This window comes from Rahnella variigena (genome assembly GCF_003610915.1).
GTDB classification, from domain to species: domain Bacteria; phylum Pseudomonadota; class Gammaproteobacteria; order Enterobacterales; family Enterobacteriaceae; genus Rahnella; species Rahnella variigena.
In genome coordinates this window covers 4,281,839-4,300,154 of the sequence record NZ_NSDJ01000001.1, presented here as the reverse complement: position 1 = coordinate 4,300,154, position 18,316 = coordinate 4,281,839, and the positions used below count along the sequence as shown (strand labels likewise).

The following is an 18,316-nucleotide window of genomic DNA, read 5'->3' as shown; positions in this document are numbered from 1 at the left end:
TCCTTATCAGAAATTACAGCACGACATTCAGGTGGTAATACACCGTGACGCGGTCAGGGGCTAAATCGCCGGGGTAACGCAGGGGCCAGCCGACGGTAAACTGGCTGGAGAAATGACTTGCGCTGCTGCTAAGCCCTACCGCACCGCCCCATAGCGTGCCTGCCGCGTTAACGTCATGATTGTCATGATGCAGATATCCGCCATCAACCGCGGCCACAGCATTGATGGCACCCAGCAAGGGCATACTGAACAGCGCCGTGTTGAGTTCATTTCGCCAGTAACCGCCGTTGTCACCGGAAAGATATTGCTCTTTGAAGCCACGCACCGAGCTTTCACCGCCAATCGTCAGGCGTTCGTTGCCGTAAAGACGGTCGCCGGTCCACTGACCGTAAACGCTGGACAGGAAGGTGACTTTCTGGCTGACCGGCTTGTAGTAACTGCCGGACAGTGACCATTTGGAGAACTCTGCTTTGGGCGCATCGTCAGGTTTGTGTTGATCGTCTTCCGCGCCTAACCAGGGCACGCCGCGGCTGAATGTCGGGTTCAGCGTGGACAATCCGCCCCACAGTTTCTGGCTATGGTTGATGCCCACGCTGACATTGCTGAGCTTGCGGCTGCTGCTGGCCAGCGGAGCATCATTAAGATAGTTACGCGCCATATTGTTGCTGATCCCGACAGATACGCCGGTTTTGATATCGCTGTTTCGAAATACGACGCGGGAAAGATTGAGACGATGAGTTTGGGAGTCGCCGGTTGACCGCCAGCCGAAGCCCTGAGAATTCACCGTGCTGAGATAATCGCTGTAGCTGTAACTGTAATTCATCAGCCAGTAGCCATAAGGCACGCTCATGCCAGCCTGCACGCTGCGGGCGTCGTGGCTGCTGGAGAAATCGCTGCTTTTCGCGCCGCTGACAAACCACTGATCTGCCAGTCCGAGCACATTACTGGCGATCAGCGAGCCATTCATCTGGCCGGTGCCGGTGCTTTTTTGCCCGCTGTTATCGAATCCCACACCCAGGCTGAGTGGAAACTCCGGCGTGGCGGTTAAATTCACAATGGAGTAACCCGGTTGTTCAGCCGGAAGGATCTCTATCTGGACCGGTGTCTGGCGCAACCGGTTGATCTGTTCCATGCCCTGTTCGATATCGCGCAGATTGAGGATTTTGCCTTTAAGGCCAGGGAAAGCCATCACCAAAATACGGTCACTGTGTTTATCTAATTGAATATCCTGAAGCTTGCCTTCCATCACGATAATATTCAGCTCTCCCCGTGAGAGATCCTGCTCGGGAAGAAAAGCACGGCTGGTGATATAACCGCGTTCGATATAGGCATCAGATATTTCCTGCACGAGCTGGGTAATTCTCTTAATGCCTAAACACTTTCCAATTAAAGGTTTCGTTAACTTGTCTTGAGTGCTGGAAGATAAATGATTGGCTTGAATAATATTTATGGTGGAAATAGTAAAGCACGGTTTTTCGTCAGCGTTAACCGGGGCGGGGGCGGGTAAAGAGAGCGTCTGGCTTCTTTCCAGCTCATCACGCTGCATTTGCTGTTGTTGCAAGCGATCTCTTTGTTGTTGCTCAATATTGTCCCTGTCTGCCGGACTGAGCAAAGCGGCATGCACCGGAAAGGTTGCCAGAACGATAGCCCAGCAGGTGGCTTTAATATTCATTGTAAATGTCCTTATTTACGAATCAATTAGTTTTAGTTATGCGTCAAAGGCCTGACGCCGTCTTTATATCAGTTTACGTTTCATTACACAAAATCTCATTTCTTAATATTTCTAAAACTCAGATTTTTATTTCAGATAAATAGAAAATCATTAGTATTCTTAGTATTTTATGAAAATTCTTAATTAAACGATTGAATAAAAAGATCTGATAACCGAAAAACAAAGTTAACTCTCCGGCGGGATGAGGATGTCTTCTGGCCCTGCCTCTTTTCTTTTCTGTCCTTTCAATCCTTTCCAAATCAACGCAAAATCTCAACCCTGACAGGCGATAACAAGGGATGCGGGCGTGAATTCAGGTTTGATGGTATTACACGGAAATCACTCAGAAGCGCTGAGGGACGTGCTGGTCTCGTGGATGGCGGCGCATCCGCTTTCACCGCTGGAAAACGAAGTGATTTTGGTGCAAAGCAACGGCATTAATCAGTGGCTGAAACTGGCGCTGGCGCGCGATGTGGCAGATGGCGGTTGCGGCATTGCGGCGGCGCTGGATATCAAACTACCGGCGCGCTTTTTCTGGCAGGTATACCGTGCGGTGCTCGGCAAAGAACAGGTGCCGGAATCGTCGCCGTTCGACCGTCCGCTGCTGACCTGGCGTCTCATCCGCCTGTTGCCAGAACTGCTTGCCGAACCGGTGTTTGCGCCGCTGGCCCGTTTCTTAAAAGATGACGGCGATATGCGCAAGCTGCATCAGCTTTCACAACGTCTGGCGGATTTATTCGACCAGTATCAGGTTTACCGCGCTGACTGGCTGGAAGACTGGGGCAACGGGCTGGACGTGCTGCGCACCAGCCGCACAGGCAGCGATCCGTTGCCGGAAAACCTGCTGTGGCAGCCGCAACTGTGGCGTGCGCTGCTGGCGGATGTGCCTGAAAACGAGCGCAACACCAGCCGTGCGGCGCTGCATCAGCGGTTCCTGCAACACGCGCAAACCCTTCCTGAAGACCAGCGTCCGGCTGGTTTACCCGCGCGGCTGGTGGTGTTTGGCATCTCCTCGTTACCGCAACAATCTCTTGAAGTGCTGGCAGTGCTGGGCCGCTGGACACACATCTTTATGTGCGTGCATAACCCGTGCGAGCACGACTGGAGCGATATCATCGCCGATAAAGATCTGCTGCGTGCGGAACGCAAACGCCAGTTGCGTAAGCCGGGCATGCCGCAGGTGATTGCCGAAGATGAACTCCATCAGCATGCCCATCCGCTGCTGGCGGCGTGGGGCAAGCAGGGGCGCGACTATATCGGTCTGCTCAATGAATATGACAACCACGAATCCTATGCCTCGCAGCTGGCGCCGGTGATCCCGCGCATCGATCTCTTTACGTCGAACGGTACCGATACCCTGTTGCATCAGCTGCAGGAAGATATTTTGCAGCTGCGCCCGCTGGCTGAAACGATCGATGAATGGCCTCCGGCAGATGTTCAGCATGACGATTCCCTGCGTTTTTATATTACGCACAGCGCCCAGCGTGAAGTGGAAGTGCTGCACGACCGTCTGCTGGCGGCGCTGGCGGCAGATCCGACGCTGAAAGCCCGCGATATCATCGTGATGGTGCCGGATATTAACGGCTATGCACCGCACATTCAGGCGGTATTCGGCCTGACGGAGCGCAGCGATCCGCGCTACATCCCGTTCACCGTTGCCGATCAGGGACCGCGCCAGAACAACTCGTTACTCGGTGCGCTGGAAAGCCTGCTGGAACTGCCGCAGTCGCGTTTTGCGGTCAGCGATTTGCTGGATTTACTCGACGTACCGTCCGTGCGTCAGCGTTTCGGCATTGAGGAAGAACAACTCCCGCTGCTGCACCGCTGGATCCGCGCCGCCAATGTGCGCTGGGGGCTGCATGCGGAACAGCGCCAGAGCCTTGAGCTGCCGTTATCGCCGGAACAAAACAGCTGGTTCTTTGGCCTGCAACGTATGCTGCTGGGTTACGCGGTAGGCAATGGCGAAGCCTGGGAAAACATCGAGCCGCTGGATGAAATCGGCGGGCTGGATGCGGCGCTGATCGGTCCGCTGTCGCATCTGCTGAACTGCCTTGATGACACCTGGCGTCAGTTGCGGGAACCTGCCGCGCCACAGGTATGGGGCGAGCGCCTGCGCACGATCCTTTCTCAATACTTTGCCGAAGATGACGGCGAAGACGGCTTTATTTTAGTGCGTCTGCACGGCGAACTGGAAACCTGGCTGGAAGCCTGCGAAAGCGTTGAACTGCAGGCTGAACTGCCGCTGTCGGTGGTGCGCGATCACTGGCTGGCGCAGTTTGACCAGTCCGGCCTGACACAACCGTTTTTCGGCGGCGCAGTGACCTTCGCCACGCTGATGCCAATGCGTGCCATTCCTTTCCGCCACGTCTATCTGCTGGGGATGAACGACGGTGATTATCCGCGTAACCGCGTGCCGATGGATTTCGATCTGATGGGGCGTGATTACCGCCCCGGTGACCGTTCACGGCGCGAAGATGACCGCTATCTGTTCCTCGAAGCGCTGCTTTCAGCGCGTGAACGCTTACACATCAGCTGGGTAGGCCGCAGCATTCATGACAACACCGAACGCCCGCCGTCCGTGCTGGTGGCGCAGTTGCGTGATCATCTGGCGGCAGGCTGGAAAGCCGAAAACGGCGAAGATTTGCTGCATGCGCTGACTGTTGAACATCGCCTGCAACCGTTCAACCGCGACTATTTTAGTCAGGAAAGTTCGTTATTCAGCTATGCCCACGAATGGCGCGCCGGACTTGAAGCGGAAGCTGCGTCCGTGGCCGCACAACCGCTGCAACCGGTAGAACAGGAAGGTGCGCTGACGCTGCGTCAGTTGTCGGATTTTCTGTCGGATCCGGTGCGCAGTTTCTTTCGTCAGCGGCTGAATATCTATTTCGAGCTGGAAGATCCCGGCAGTGAAGATCAGGAGCCGTTCGACATTAATGCGCTGGAAAACTGGCGCTTGCAGGACGAACTGATCCGCGCGCAGAAATGGGCGCTGGAAGCGGGTGTTTCGCGTCAGGACGTTTTACGTCAGCAACTCGAACGCATTGAGCGGCGCGGCGAGCTGGCACCGGGAGAATTTGCTGCGGTGCTGAGTGAAGATCTGGCCGAGCCGATGGACACCTTGTTTGCCAGTTATCAGCAGGTACTCGATAACTGGCCGCAACCGCTGGCAAATGAGGCGCTGGAAGATGACACCGGCGGCGTGATGTTCTCCGACTGGCTGAGTGAACTGCGGGCAAATGCGGCGGGAGACCGCGCGCGCGTGGTGCTGGAAAGTATCGGCATCATAAAAGATCGTGCTTACCGCTTCGACCGGCTGCTGCCTTACTGGGTCGCGCATATCGCGGGGCATCTCGACGGAAAGCCGATGCACACAGTGATTGTCAGTAAAAACGGCACGGCTGAATTGCCGCCTCTGGATATTGAACAGGCACGCAATGTGTGGGAAACGCTGATTGAAACGTGGAAAGCGGGTCAGCTGCGTCCGTTGCCGCTGGCAGTGAAAACCGGGTTTGTCTGGCTGAAAAAAGAGGGCACGGAGCACAGCGCACCAGACAGTGATGCCTGGTTTGCCGCCCGCGACAATTATGAAAATCATGACCCGGCGAACATGAAATTTGGTGAGCGTGACAGTAACGCCTATCTGGCCCGCGCGTGGCCGGATTTCGCCGCACTCTGGTCGGACGGTGAATTTGCCCGTCTCGCCGATACCCTGCTGGCACCGCTGAGAAATCATCTGGCACGCAGCAAAAAAGGAGCGAAGGAATGACGGAGCAGACGTTGCCATCCACCCTGAACGTGCTGAGTTTTCCGCTGACAGGCAGCCGCCTGATTGAAGCCAGCGCCGGTACCGGCAAAACCTTTACCATCGCCGCGCTGTATGTGCGGCTGGTGCTCGGGCACGGCGGGGATAATGCTTTCAGCCGTCCGCTGACGCCGCCGGAAATTCTGGTGGTGACCTTCACCGATGCAGCAACCAAAGAGCTGCGTGACCGTATCCGTGCGCGCTTGTCGCAAGCGGCGGGATATTTTTTAGGTAATCCTGAAGCGGAAAAAGACAGCGACGAATTTTTGCAAAATTTGCGCGAGGAATATTCACCGGAGCAATGGCCGGGTTGTGCCCGTAAGCTGCAACTGGCGGCGGAATGGATGGATGAATCCGCCGTTTCCACCATTCACGGCTGGTGTAACCGTATGCTCGGCGAGCACGCATTCGACAGCGACAGCCTGTTTACCCAGACGCTGGAAACCGATCAGACCGAACTGCTGATGAACGTGGTGCGCGATTACTGGCGCAGTTTCTATTTCCCGCTGAGTGAGCAGGAAATCCGCACGCTGCGTGGCTGGTGGCGTGCGCCGGAAGATTTACACCGCAGCGTGATGCCGTTGCTAGAATACGCTGAAGAGCTTGGCTCAGAGCAGACGCCAGCCGACGTGGTCGAAACGGTGAACAACCAGAAAGCGGCTGAACTGGCCGCGCTGAAACAAGACTGGCCGCAATGGACGCAGGAACTTCGCATCCTGCTGGAAGGCGCAGTGGCGGCGAAAGTGGTCGATGGCAAAAAAATTCAGGCGCGATTTTTCAATCCGTGGCTGGAAAAGCTGTACACCTGGGCAACCACAGATGACGTTAAACCTGATTTAGGCAAAGGCTGGGATCGTCTGACTCATGCGGGATTAAAAGATGCGTGGAAGCAGGGCGAACCGCCTGCGCATCCGGCGCTGACCGCGATGGAAACCCTGAAATCCCGCCTTGAAAGTTTGCCGGATGCGCGCAGCGGTTTGCTGCAACATGCCTGCCGCTGGATAAAAAATCGTTTTGACCTCGAGCAGCAGAAACGCGCGCAAATGGGCTTCAACGATTTACTGACCCGTCTGGATTCTGCCCTGCGCAGCGACAACGGTGCGCGGCTGGCGGAGATCATTCGCACACAATTTCCGGTGGCGATGATCGACGAATTCCAGGACACCGATCCGCTGCAATACCGCATTTTTGATACCGTCTATCGTGTGGCAGAAAACGTGCCGGAGCAGGGGCTGATCCTGATCGGCGATCCGAAACAGGCGATTTACGCCTTCCGTGGTGCGGACATTTATACCTATCTGCGCGCCCGCCGCGATACCGGCGGTCGCCACTACACGCTGGCGACCAACTTCCGTTCCACCCGCGCCATGGTAGCGGCAGTTAATGAAGTGTTCGAATTAGCCGAAAACCGCCGCGCCGGCGAGGGCGCTTTCCTTTTCCGTCAGGGTGATGAAAATCAGGTGCCGTTCCTGCCGGTAGCAGCCAAAGGACGAGCCGACACGCTGGTCATTGACGATGCCGAAGCCACTGCGCTGACATTGTGGTATCCCGAAAATCAGACGGAAACGCTGCCTAAAACGCAATACGTTCAGCTGATGGCAGAAGGCTGTGCGGCGAAAATCGTCCAGTTGCTGCGCCTTGGCCAGCAGGGTTCCGCCGGTTTCGGTCAGCCTGGTGAAATATTAAAACCGGTGATGCCGGGGGATATCGCGGTGCTGGTGAATACCGGCCGTGAAGCGGCGGCGATACGCCTCGCGCTGTCGAAAAGTGGCGTGCGCAGCGTGTATCTTTCTGATAAAGAATCGATTTTTGAAAGTGCGCAGGCAGGCGAATTACAGTACTGGCTGGCGGCCTGTGCCGCGCCGGAAAACGATCGTCTGCTGCGCGCGGCTCTCGGGACGCCTTCGCTGAACCTGAGCTGGGAAGCGCTGGACCGGCTGAATCAGGATGAAAACGAGTGGGAACGCTACGTTCAGCAGTTTCAGGCATTGCGAACCTGCTGGCGCAAACAGGGCATTCTGCCGATGCTGCGCCGTCTGATGTGGGAATTCGACGTGCCGCGCCGTCTGCTCGGGCGTGGTGACGAACGCGCGCTGACTGATTTGCTGCATCTTTCTGAACTGCTGCAACAGGCCAGCGTGCAGCTCGATGGTGAACATGCGCTGATCCGTTATCTGGCGGAGCAGTGTCAGGACGAACATCAGGGCGGCGATGCCCGCAAACTGCGTCTCGAAAGCGATGCGGATCTGGTGAAAGTGGTTACCGTGCATAAATCCAAAGGTCTGGAATATCCGCTGGTATTCCTGCCCTTTGCCTGTGCATTCCGCGCCGTGAAAAAGCAGGATTCACCGCTGAAATGGCATACGCCTGAAGGTGAGCTGGAAGTGGCACTGAGTGCATCTGATGAGCAACTGGTGCTGGCTGACCGCGAGCGTCTGGGAGAAGACCTGCGTAAGTTTTACGTGGCGCTGACCCGTTCGCGTTACGCGCTGTGGCTGGGCATGGCCCCGCTGAAAGAGTTTGAAAAGAGCGCACCCGGTTATTTATTTTTCAGTGACCTTCTTAACGGCGGCGAGGCGATGGATGCTGAGGCGCTTCCTGCCAGTTTGCAGGCACTGGAAACGGCGCATATCCGCGCGTGGCCGTTGCCGGTATCTGACGGCGCGGTATATCGCAGCGAGCAGACATTGCCGGAACTCGGGCCGCGTCCGCCGCTGCGTCTGCATAAAGGGCCGCGCTGGTGGGTGTCGAGTTTCTCCGGTCTGCAAATTGCGCCGGCAGGCACGTATATCATGCCGGAGACCCTGAACCGCGAGCCGCAGAGAGAAATCGAAAGTGCCGCGCAGGACAGTTATCTGGAAGATCAGAAAACGCAAAACAGTGCGAAGGAGCCAGTGAAGGATCCGCTGCATGAACTGTCGCAGCCTATGACCGGCGAGAATTTGTATGCCTTCCCGCGCGGCCCTGCGCCGGGTAATTTCCTGCACGGTTTGCTGGAATGGGCGGGTGACGAAGGGTTTGCGGCGCTGGCGGCAGACCCGGAAAGGATTGCCGATCAGGTTGCGCGACGTTGCAATACGCGTGGCTGGGAAAAGTGGATTGTGCCGCTGACTGGCTGGCTGACCGCGATGCTGACGCAGCCTTTACCGCTGCCGGGAGGCAATACGTTTACGCTGGCAAAACTGCCGCCGTATCAGGTTGAAATGGAGTTCTGGTTCTCGCTGACAAAGGTGCCGACACGACGTCTCGACACGCTGGTTCAGCAATATACGCTAGACGGCGCGGAGCGTGCGCCGTTACTGGCGGAAGACCTCAACGGTATGCTGAAAGGCTTTATCGATCTGGTGTTCGAACATGACGGGCGTTATTACGTGCTCGATTATAAATCCAACTGGCTCGGTGATGACGCCAGCGGCTATGACCAGGAAAATATGACGCAGTCCATGCGCGATCACCGCTATGACTTGCAGTTCTCACTGTATCTGTTTGCGCTGCATCGCCTGCTGAAATCCCGCATACCGGATTACGATTACGACCGGCATATCGGCGGCGCAGTCTATTTATTCCTGCGCGGCAGCCACGCGCCGGGTAACGGCGTCTGCGTTCAGCGACCGGATAAAGCCTTAATGGAACAACTCGACGCTCTGTTCAGCGGCACGGAGGAACACGCATGAAAATCAACAGCCGTGAAGCGCTTGCGCAACTGCTGGCGAGCTGGGTGGAATGTGGCTGGCTGCGGGAACTGGATCGTGCACTGGTGACGTTTCTGGCAAAAGAAGCACCGGACGCGCACCCGTTATTACTGCTGGCGACCGCACTGACCAGCTATCAGCTGGGGCGCGGACATGTGTGTCTGGATTTGCAGGCCACGCTCGACGACAGCGCATTTTCACTCTCGCTGCCACCGGAAGGCGATCACGCTGACGGCGCGGTGATCCGCCCTGCGGCAGTGCTGGACGACCTGAGTTTGCAGGAATGGCTGGCGGCGCTGGCGCACCCGACATTGGTCGGGCATGGCGAGGGGAATTCTCCGCTGGTGCTGAGCGGGCAGCGCCTGTATCTGCGCCGTTACTGGCAGTACGAACAGAATGTGCGCGCGGCGATAGAACAGCGTCTGACCCGCAGTGCCCTGCACACATTACCGGCGCAAACCTTACAGGCACCGCTGACGGCACTATTCCCGGCGGTGAATTCTGCCACCGTTAACTGGCAGAAACTGGCCTGTGCGCTGGCGGCGGTCAACGCGTTCAGCATCATTACCGGCGGACCGGGCACCGGGAAAACCACGACGGTGGTGCGTCTGCTGGCGCTGTTGCAAACACTGGCGCTGAAGGATTCCGGCCAGCCGCTGCGTATCCGCCTTGCCGCACCAACCGGTAAGGCGGCGGCGCGTCTGAATGAGTCGATTGCCGGTGCGGTCTCTAAGCTGGATCTCAGCGGGCTCGGTAACGGCAATGATGTGCGTGAGAGTATTAATACGGAAGTGGTCACGCTGCACCGTTTGCTGGGCAGCCGCCCCGATACCCGCCATTTCCGCCATCATCAGGGAAATCCGCTGATGCTGGATGTGCTGGTGGTAGACGAAGCATCGATGGTTGATCTGGAAATGATGGCGGCGCTGCTGGCGGCGTTGCCAGATCATGCGCGCCTGATCCTGCTCGGTGATAAAGATCAGCTGGCGTCGGTAGAAGCGGGCGCATTGCTGAGTGAATTATGCCAGCGTGCGGCGGGCGGACATTATCTGCCGCAAACCCGCGACTGGCTGCAAAGTGCGACCGGTGAGCAGATCCCGGATACGCTGGTGGATCCGCAAGGCACAGCGATGGATCAGGCGGTCGTCATGCTGCGCCACAGTTACCGTTTTGATGCACAAAGCGGCATCGGCCAGCTGGCGGAAGCGGTCAACGACGGGGACGTTAACGCGCTGAAACAGGTCTGGAAACACGGATATGCCGATCTCGCACAACTGACGTTAAGCGCTGACGATGACAGCGAACTGCGCAACTGGGTGGTGAAGGGCAGCGCAGCGCAGTTTCCTGCGGCGGCAAAACGCGAAGGCACCGAGCCTCCGGTCGGTTATCAGCATTATCTCAACGTGATGATCAGGGAGCGGCCTGCGGACGACGAACCGCCGGAAGCCTTCAACCGCTGGGCGACCAAAGTGCTGCTGGCCTACAGTCAGTTTCAGTTGCTGTGTGCCTTACGTGGCGGGCGCTGGGGCGTGGAAGGACTTAATCAGCGCATCGCTGAAATTTTGTATAAAGAAGGATTGCTGAAAGCTTCGGTCGGCTGGTATCCGGGACGTCCGGTACTGGTGACCCGTAATGATTACAGCCAGCGCCTGATGAATGGCGACATCGGCATCACCCTGGAAATTCCGCACCGGCTGGCAGACGGTTCAGTCGTGCCGGTGCTGCGGGTGGCGTTTCTGGCCGGAGACGGTACTCAGGATATCCGCTGGGTCATGCCGGGGCGTTTGCAGTCGGTGGAAACAGTGTTTGCTATGACAGTGCATAAATCGCAGGGATCGGAATTTACCCATACCGCGCTGCTGCTGCCGGAAAATCTGAGCCCGATATTAACCCGCGAGCTGATCTACACCGGTATCACACGTGCGCGTCACTGGTTCAGTCTGGGATGTGCCGGAGGCGTGAATGCGGTATTGCCGGAGGCCGTGAAGCGGCGGGTGTTACGTGCCAGCGGATTGATCGAAAGCGAGTAAGGCTTTGCAGAAGAGAAGCAATCAGTATTCGTATGCGTGAATTCTGACCGGTTTACTCAGCGTGCGGGCCTTGTTGCCCGCCACTTTGGTGGCTTTGTCCGGATCGCCTGCGACAAATTCCAGCGTCGGTGAGTAATAAAAAGGCAGCCAGCCGCCGTAGCCATTTTCCCACTCCCAGCGAACCGGGCAGGGCCACAGAATGTCTTCGTACATAATGTAATAGGTCCATCGCCCGTGGGGACGACGAGGTTTGCGGTTATTCATAAGCAGGCGGCAGGCTCTTAAAAAACACTAAGGATATTCTGGCTTGCGCAGCAGAAGGTTTCAAGCCCGCCGGCCGGGTTGTTGATTATTTAACCAGTGGTTATGGGGCAAATTTGCAAAACTTTACCCCCAGATCATCGCCGCCCAGCGCAACAGCATCAATGCGCCACAGATACACAGCAGCACTACAACCATTTTCCAGTGTTTGGTCATCATCCTTTTCGTTACCATAACTCCTCCTGCCATCAGGGCATTTTAGTGCGCCATGTGTTCATCCACATAGTGAATAACCTGCTCTTTCAGTTCAGGCACCGCCTGATCTGCCAGCCATTCGAACGCTGCCAGCAGCAGGGCTGCGGCGAGAATCACTGACAAAAGTATAACGGCTTTATTACGTGCTTCCATTGTTCTCATTGTTTCTGTTTTGCCTGTTTTTTAGTCTGCCAGAAAAAGTGGCTTCCGGCAGATATTCAGGCATCTGGTTCCGGAAAGGTTTAGGAAATTATACCTTTCCAGCCGTTTCTAAACTTTGATCCTGTTCCTGCTCACTAGGATTTTGTGCAGTTTTTGCATGACGGGCACCGGGACGGAATCCGTGCTTTTTAGCTCGCCAGGCGATAATCAGTCCTGCCGCCAGCAGAATCAGCATTGTCTGTGGAAAAGTTTTAACGCCGACGGTTTCCAGCAAAATCCCTCCGGTTAAGCCGCCGCCCGCAATCGCCAGATTCCACGCCACGACCACCATCGACTGCGCCATATCGGCGTGTTCACCGGTGGCATCTGCGATAGCCGTTTGCAGTAAGGTCGCCGCGCCGCCGAATGTCAGTCCCCACAGCGCCACGCACAAAACCACCATCACCGGAGACTGACTGAAAAACACCAGCGTCAGCGAAATCAGTGCGAACAGCAGAAGGCTGAACAGCAGAGTCTGGCGTAAGCGCCGGTCAACCAGCAGGCCGGTGATGCCAATGCCTGCCAGCGCGCCAATGCCGAAGACCAGTAATATCTGGTCAGCCCGTGCGCTAAGACCGGATAAGTGCAGGAACGGCACAATGTAGGTGTAGAGCAGATTGTGCGTCAGCATCCACAGCAGGATCACCAGTAAAATACTGCGCACGCCAGGCATCATCACCACATGAAGCAACGACTGGCGCTGACTGGCGGCCTGTCCGGGATAGTCCGGTACTTTTTTGATAACCCAGACCACCAGAAACAGCGTGAGCGCTGACATCACACCGAACGCCATCCGCCAGCCGAGTAAAGAACCCATCCAGGTGCCGAGCGGGACACCCACGGAAAGCGCCAGCGGTGTGCCGACCATCGCTACTGACAATGCCCGCCCTTGTTGCTCAACCGGCACCATCCGCCGCGCATAGCCTGCCAGCAAACCCCACGCCAGCCCTGCCGCAGCGCCGGCCATCCAGCGGGCAACAAGCGTCAGCATGTAATGCGTGGAAAAAGTGGTGAGGGTGTTGAAAACCAGAAAGCCGACGATGGCGGTCAATAATGCCGTGCGGCGGTTCCAGCCCCGGGTCAGCGCCGCAAGGGGGATCACCGCCATCAGCGAACCGGCGGCATACAGCGTAATTAACTGTCCGGCCATGGCCTGCGAAACATTCAGACCGTCGGCGATTTGCGGCAGTAATCCGGCGGGCAGGGTTTCAGTCATGATGGCGATAAAGCCAGTCAGCGCCATCGCCAGTAAAGCCGAAAGCGGCAGCGGGGATTTTTGTAGAGCAGTGTTCATGGAGTCTCTCAGTTTCTGAAAAAGTTAAATCACGATAGAGAACTCCCTGTTGCGGAAAAAGTAGGGTAGATTTCCAGAGTATGCGGACGCTGATGTCCGCAATCGGAGGTGAGGGTGGAAAGTCTTAGCAGCCTGAATACGTTTGTGCATGTGGCGGAAACCCGCAGCTTTGTCGCCGCCGGGCGTATCTTAGGGATTTCCGCGTCGGCGGTGGGTAAAAGCATTTCGCGGATGGAAACCAAACTGAATGTGCGGCTGTTTCACCGCAGTACCCGCAGCGTGACGCTGACGGCGGAAGGTTCGCTGTTTCTGGAGCGTTGCCGGCGCATTGTGGCGGAGCTCGAGGCGGCAGAAAGTGAGCTGTCGCAACTGTCGGAATGTCCGCGCGGCAGGCTGCGGCTGAGTTTGCCGCAGGTCAGCACGCTGTTGTTGCCGGTGCTGGGTGAGTTTATGCGCCGTTATCCCGACATTGAACTGGATCTGGATTTCACCGATCGCATTGTTGACGTGGTGGAAGAAGGTTTCGATGCCGTGGTGCGAACGGGTCAGATGGCTGATTCACGGTTATCGATGCGCAAGCTCGGCACTTTCCATCATCTGCTGGTCGGCGCACCGGCTTACTTTGAGCAGTATGGCAGGCCTGCGAAACCGCATGATCTGGCCGATCACCGTTGTCTGCATTTCCGCTTTCCGAATAGCGGAAAACTCGAATCCTGGCCTTTGCCGGAATATCAGGATTTAGCGCTGCCGGTTTCGATGGTTTGCAATAATATAGAAACGCGTCATTGCTTTGCCCTGCAGGGGTTGGGCATCGCCTGTCTGCCGGATTTCAGTATCCGCAAAGAACTGGCCCGCGGGCAGCTGGTGACAGTGCTGGATGAGTACGTGAAACGCAGTGCCGACTTTTTTATTTTGTGGCCGTCGGGCGGTTATATGACACCGAAACTTCGGGTATTAATCGACTTTTTCAGCGAGCGGGTATTCCCTGAAAACCCGGAGCTGGCACTGCTGTGTCCTAATTAAACTCAGGGAGTGTGCGATGAATCATTCTGTTTTAATTGAACGCTTTTCTGCCGCAGACCAGCGCGGCGTGATTGAGGTGATTTTGCCGATCCAGAATCAGGAATTTGGCATTCCGATAAGCGAACAGCAGCAGCCAGATTTGCACGATATTCCGCAGTTTTATCAGCGCGGAACCGGGGATTTCTGGATCGCCCGCTGTGACGGAAAAGTGGTGGGGACGCTGGGCCTGAAAGATATCGGCAATGCTCAGGCGGCGCTGCGCAAAATGTTTGTGAGCGCGCCTTATCGTGGCCGCGATTACGGCGTGGCGGCATTATTGCTGAAGGCGTTACTGCAACATGCACAGGCTGAAAAAGTGAAAGACGTTTTTCTGGGCACGACCGACAAATTTCTGGCGGCCCATCGTTTTTATGAAAAGAACGGATTTCAGGAGATACCGGTATCCGCGTTGCCGGAAGCTTTTCCGCTGATGGCGGTAGACAGTAAGTTTTACCGGCTAACTTTCTGATCACTAAGGCTGTCAGCGGGCTGTCGTGTCTGTGTCAGGTTGCTGTCGTGTTGATTTCTGATCCGGCGTTGCATGCTGATTAGGTGTTCAACATTCACTCTAAGGATTAATTATGAATCAGAGCAAAATCAGGCAACTTCGGATTTCCCGTGCATGGTCTCAGGAACAACTGGCAGAGCTTTCTTCGCTCAGCGTTCGCACAGTGCAGCGCATTGAGAACGGCGAACAGGCCAGCCTCGACACGCTTGGTGCTATCGCAGCAGCGTTTGACATCAAAGTTTCAGAACTGACGGAAAACGATACGCGAGATGGCAATTCGCCGGAACACGCGCTTGACGATCAGATTGAAAGAGCCAGGCAACAGGTGGCGGAGGAAAGCAGTTTTTACCGCTCTGTTCTGTTGTGGGCGGTGGTCAATGCGGGTCTGTTCGCGCTTAACCATTACACCTCGCCGGATTCCTTCTGGTTCGCATGGCCACTATGTATCTGGGGCGGTATTCTGCTGCTGCGCGGTTTACGCATTTTTGTTTTCCGGGGAACTGTAGAGCGCTGGCAGAAGGCGCGTTTACAGAAGTTAATCCGCAAACCCTGAGCAGTAAAAAGGCCAATGTGCAATTTTTAATCGCCAGTAAAACCGTCCTGACTGCGGCATATCAAAACCATGAGTAAACATACTGCTATCCTCTGTAATATTCGTGGTCATTTGCTCAACGGACAGAGAATGCGGCAGCACCGGCGGTTTGCTTTTGATCTTAAGAGATTGATATTGCTTCTGGCGCTGGTGAGTACGGTTATTACCTTGCTCACCAGTTATCTGGCAATTTTTCAGGTAGAAAAAAAACTTCTCATCGAATCGTCATTGCGGGCGAGTCAGTCGTATGCGGCCAGACTGTCGTTGACGGCCGATCTGTTTTTCAATGCGGCACAAAAACAGGTGGCCTACAGCGCGGATTTGCTGGGTGATGAATTTGATAATAGAGATGCCATCACCGAAGAAGCTGACCGTTTACAGGTACAGAGTAAGCGTTTCAGCTCGGTGCTGGTGGTGGATAAAACCGGTGTGGTGCGCGCGGCCTCCCGAAATTCGGCGGAGATGGTCGGTTTAAAACTGGTATCCGGCGCCAATACAGCAGCACTTTCAACCCAAAATCCGGTGCTCAGTTCGCCGTTTCGCACCGCGCAAGGCAATCACATCATGGTGCTTTCCTCGCCCATTCGTAATGCGCGCGGCGGTTATCTGGGGTACCTGGCGACTGAAATTGATCTCAGCAAAAGCAGTATCGTCGATACGCTGATTAATGCCCGCAATTACCGCAAAGACGCCTATATCTATGTCATCGACCGCGAGGGCGATGTGTTGTATCGCGACGCATCGGGATGGATCGAAAGCGTGCCGCAGGGCCATGTGAATAAGGCGCTGTTAGGCGATCGTGAGCAGGGTTTTCTGCTTATGGACAATCTGCAAGGTGAGGCGTCGCTGGCGGGTTTCGCCGCCATGGAAGTGGCGGGCTGGACGGTGCTGGTGCTGCATCCCGCCAGGGCCGATGTGGTGCTGCTGTATAACGTGATGATGCAGGTATTGCTCTACACGCTGCCGATTGTAATTCTTGTTTTCATCTGCATCTGGTTGCTGACGCGCTATATTTCGATGCCGCTTCGCCAGCTCGCGTCCCGTGCTGATACGATGGATTCAGAGGACGTTTCTCAGGAAATTGAGCAAATCAACGCCTGGTACTATGAATCGTCTAAGCTGAAAACCGTGATGTTGCAGGGGATACGACTGTTGCATCAGCGCATCGAAAAGCTCAGCACCGAAGCGCATACCGACCCGATGACCGGTCTGCTGAACCGGCGCGGTTTTTATGAGTTAGTGGATAAACAGCTGACAGAGGTTTCACGGATTGCGGTCATTACGCTGGATATCGATCACTTCAAAAAAATTAATGACACTTACGGCCATGACGTCGGTGACGTGGTGATTACACAGCTTGCACGCCTGATTCTGGACAGCTCAAGGGAAGGGGATTTGCTGTGCCGCATGGGCGGCGAAGAATTCCTTTTACTGCTGCCCGGCGCGTCAGTCACGCAGGCTATACAGCTGGCGGAACGGTTACGGCGTCAGGTCGAGTCTCATCATTTTGAGGGAGCGGGCAACGTTACGATTTCGCTCGGCGTTACGCATTTCTATCCCGGCAGGGATAACATCGACGGCGCACTGAAAGCGGCGGATAAAGCGTTGTATCAGGCCAAGAATGAAGGGCGTAATCGGGTAATCAATCTGTAATAGCGGATGGTTTTAATAACGGATAGCGATGAAAAGGCTCAGGCAGATTGCCCGGGCCTTTTTTGTGTTTTAGCGCGAGCCCGGTAATAAAGACTCTGTGCACTTGAAGACATCTTCGCGGAATTTACGCGAGGCTTCATCGAGATCTGCCTGATTCGCGACGTCAGCGCGGTTGGCTTCCAGCGCCTGATTCACGGCGATAGTAAACGCGTTTTCCTGGCTGGCATTGAGCACATTGCCGACGCTGCCAAACAGCAGGCGCATGGCAGAAATCTGCACCAGAAGCTCACGGTTTACGCGCTCGAGCTGATCAACGCGTTTGTTCAGGGTATCGTCATTCATAGGTGTCTCCTTATTTAATTGCCGCACACCATAACAAAAGCACCGCCATGAAAAAACCGCCTTACGGCGGTCTGTATGCTGGCTGCGGGTTTAACGCACCATTTGTTGCATCTGGCGGCTCAGCTGCATCAGCTGCGCATTCAGTGGCACCAGCTTTTGCTGGATAGCATTGTATTTATCCAGTTGCTTCTGGTTGGCAAATTGCAGACGGTTGCCGGTGATGGTGACATTCTTACCCTGACTTTTGATGAAATCGGCTTTCTCGACAATCAGGTTCAGCACCTGCGGCAGTAAGTCGAATACCTGTCCGGTGATCGCCGAAGGCTGAACGATGGTTTTATCGTAAGCCTGGTCATAGACTTTTTTCAGATCATCAGGCTGTTTCAGTGCCGCATGTTGCGTGTCGGCCTGCGTTTTCAGCAGCGTGATTTTTTCTTTCCATCTTTCGCTGCTGTCCGCCATTTTCTTTAAATCGTCGCGTTGTTCAAGCAGGTTATTGACGCTGTTGACGCCGTTCATCCCTGCAAACACCGGCACCAGTGAGGAATCCAGTTCAATATTCATCTGATGATGAAAGCCGGTGATGATGGCGTAATCTTTACTGTAATCGCCAAACTCTTTCTGCTGCGCCTCGGTCAGCTGCGGCACGGCGAGCAGGGGTTTATCCAGAATACGGGTCTGAAGAAAATCGATGAATGCTTTTCGCTGTGCTGGCTCTTTATCGCCACAGCCGCTGAGGGCAAACATCATCAGTAACAGCATAAAAGGCAGCAAAAATACGCGGTGCAGGGGTGTTGTCCGGGTCGCAGAATGCATCATTTCCTTGTTCCTTTATCTCCATCATCAGAGCTTTAACCTTAACGCATAAAGATAATTTTTTGCTAGATCAGCATGGCTATCTTCGTTAACGTCA

The 18,316-nt window shown here is 55.4% G+C and carries 14 protein-coding genes; 7 read left to right on the top strand and 7 right to left on the bottom strand.

The genetic code is table 11. From position 1 onward, the window contains the following. Nucleotides 1–13: 13 nt before the first annotated feature. Nucleotides 14–1,672 carry a ShlB/FhaC/HecB family hemolysin secretion/activation protein gene (locus CKQ54_RS19750; protein ID WP_120161474.1) on the bottom strand — a complete coding sequence of 553 codons (1,659 nt, stop codon included), beginning with the start codon at nucleotides 1,670–1,672 and terminating at the stop codon, nucleotides 14–16. Nucleotides 1,673–2,018: 346 nt separating this feature from the next. Between CKQ54_RS19750 and recC the strand changes: the two genes are divergently transcribed. Genes recC through recD form a run of 3 tightly spaced genes read left to right on the top strand, consistent with a single transcriptional unit; the run spans nucleotide 2,019 to nucleotide 11,235 of the window. Then, nucleotides 2,019–5,477 carry an exodeoxyribonuclease V subunit gamma gene (recC, locus tag CKQ54_RS19745; protein WP_120161476.1) on the top strand — a complete coding sequence of 1,153 codons (3,459 nt, stop codon included), beginning with the start codon at nucleotides 2,019–2,021 and terminating at the stop codon, nucleotides 5,475–5,477. After that, complete coding sequence (recB, locus tag CKQ54_RS19740; protein WP_120161478.1) at nucleotides 5,474–9,187, top strand: exodeoxyribonuclease V subunit beta; 3,714 nt, start codon at nucleotides 5,474–5,476, stop codon at nucleotides 9,185–9,187. Before recC ends, recB begins: the two co-directional genes overlap by 4 nt. Next, a complete protein-coding gene (gene recD, locus CKQ54_RS19735) occupies nucleotides 9,184–11,235 on the top strand; it encodes an exodeoxyribonuclease V subunit alpha (protein WP_120161480.1) in 2,052 nt (683 codons plus the stop codon). The genes recB and recD overlap by 4 nt, the downstream gene beginning before the upstream one ends. 21 nt (nucleotides 11,236–11,256) lie before the next feature. Here the strand turns inward: recD and CKQ54_RS19730 are convergent, their stop codons facing one another. The 4 genes from CKQ54_RS19730 to CKQ54_RS19720 all read right to left on the bottom strand — a co-directional run bounded on the left by CKQ54_RS19730 (nucleotide 11,257) and on the right by CKQ54_RS19720 (nucleotide 13,246). After that, nucleotides 11,257–11,499 (bottom strand): hypothetical protein, encoded by a 243-nt coding sequence (locus CKQ54_RS19730; RefSeq protein ID WP_208644594.1) that lies wholly within the window; start codon nucleotides 11,497–11,499, stop codon nucleotides 11,257–11,259. A 123-nt stretch (nucleotides 11,500–11,622) separates the two neighbouring features. Beyond that, entirely contained in the window at nucleotides 11,623–11,730 is a 108-nt protein-coding gene (gene yniD, locus CKQ54_RS19725) for a small membrane protein YniD (protein WP_013574326.1), read from the bottom strand. Nucleotides 11,731–11,754: 24 nt separating this feature from the next. Continuing rightward, nucleotides 11,755–11,904 carry a hypothetical protein gene (locus CKQ54_RS25555; RefSeq protein ID WP_167459610.1) on the bottom strand — a complete coding sequence of 50 codons (150 nt, stop codon included), beginning with the start codon at nucleotides 11,902–11,904 and terminating at the stop codon, nucleotides 11,755–11,757. A 97-nt stretch (nucleotides 11,905–12,001) separates the two neighbouring features. Continuing rightward, entirely contained in the window at nucleotides 12,002–13,246 is a 1,245-nt protein-coding gene (locus CKQ54_RS19720; protein ID WP_120161484.1) for an MFS transporter, read from the bottom strand. Nucleotides 13,247–13,360: 114 nt separating this feature from the next. Here CKQ54_RS19720 and CKQ54_RS19715 point away from each other — a divergent pair, with 114 nt between their 5' ends. The 4 genes from CKQ54_RS19715 to CKQ54_RS19700 all read left to right on the top strand — a co-directional run bounded on the left by CKQ54_RS19715 (nucleotide 13,361) and on the right by CKQ54_RS19700 (nucleotide 17,061). Next, the gene (locus tag CKQ54_RS19715; RefSeq protein WP_120161486.1) at nucleotides 13,361–14,269 is read left to right on the top strand and encodes a LysR family transcriptional regulator; all 909 of its coding nucleotides are present in this window, start codon (nucleotides 13,361–13,363) and stop codon (nucleotides 14,267–14,269) included. Between the two features lie 16 nt (nucleotides 14,270–14,285). Then, on the top strand, nucleotides 14,286–14,777 hold the full coding sequence (locus tag CKQ54_RS19710; RefSeq protein WP_120161488.1) for a GNAT family N-acetyltransferase: 492 nt from the start codon (nucleotides 14,286–14,288) through the stop codon (nucleotides 14,775–14,777). Between the two features lie 112 nt (nucleotides 14,778–14,889). After that, nucleotides 14,890–15,369: a 2TM domain-containing protein gene (locus tag CKQ54_RS19705; protein ID WP_112288955.1), complete on the top strand. Its 480-nt coding sequence runs from the start codon at nucleotides 14,890–14,892 to the stop codon at nucleotides 15,367–15,369. A gap of 69 nt (nucleotides 15,370–15,438) precedes the next feature. Continuing rightward, nucleotides 15,439–17,061: a sensor domain-containing diguanylate cyclase gene (locus CKQ54_RS19700; RefSeq protein WP_244220232.1), complete on the top strand. Its 1,623-nt coding sequence runs from the start codon at nucleotides 15,439–15,441 to the stop codon at nucleotides 17,059–17,061. A 69-nt stretch (nucleotides 17,062–17,130) separates the two neighbouring features. Here the strand turns inward: CKQ54_RS19700 and CKQ54_RS19695 are convergent, their stop codons facing one another. Together CKQ54_RS19695 and CKQ54_RS19690 are read right to left on the bottom strand one after the other, a co-directional pair. After that, the gene (locus CKQ54_RS19695; RefSeq protein ID WP_113875950.1) at nucleotides 17,131–17,403 is read right to left on the bottom strand and encodes a hypothetical protein; all 273 of its coding nucleotides are present in this window, start codon (nucleotides 17,401–17,403) and stop codon (nucleotides 17,131–17,133) included. 90 nt (nucleotides 17,404–17,493) lie between these two features. After that, nucleotides 17,494–18,222: a DUF3053 domain-containing protein gene (locus tag CKQ54_RS19690; protein ID WP_120161491.1), complete on the bottom strand. Its 729-nt coding sequence runs from the start codon at nucleotides 18,220–18,222 to the stop codon at nucleotides 17,494–17,496. Nucleotides 18,223–18,316: the final 94 nt, after the last annotated feature.